This is a genomic window from Pseudoponticoccus marisrubri, assembly GCF_001482405.1.
In the GTDB taxonomy this organism is placed as follows: domain Bacteria; phylum Pseudomonadota; class Alphaproteobacteria; order Rhodobacterales; family Rhodobacteraceae; genus Pseudoponticoccus; species Pseudoponticoccus marisrubri.
Window position 1 is genome coordinate 1 of sequence record NZ_LPXO01000086.1, and the last position, 278, is coordinate 278.

At 56.8% G+C, this 278-nt stretch carries 1 protein-coding gene; it reads left to right on the forward strand.

The features are described 5' to 3' along the window. Nucleotides 1-44: 44 nt before the first annotated feature. A partial coding sequence (locus tag AVJ23_RS22035; RefSeq protein WP_157772787.1) for a hypothetical protein occupies nt 45-278 on the forward strand: 234 nt, incomplete at its 3' end.

Here is a 278-nt window from a genome sequence, read left to right on the forward strand (position 1 = left end):
GCGTATACAAAGCGGTCGCAGCCGGAGAAACGGTGACGGTACCGGTGACCTACACCTATCAATCAGCCGAAAGCGGCGACATCATCACCAACACCACAGAAGTGGTGCTGGATGCAGCCAATCAAAGCGTCGACTTCACGGTGGCCGCAGTGGATGACGCCTACGCAGAAGGCGACGAAGTTTACAGCGTCGTCATCGGCACGCCAGTAGACACAGGCAGCTTCGAAAACGTCGAGTTGGGCAACGACACAGTCGCCACGACCATTAAAGACGGCAAC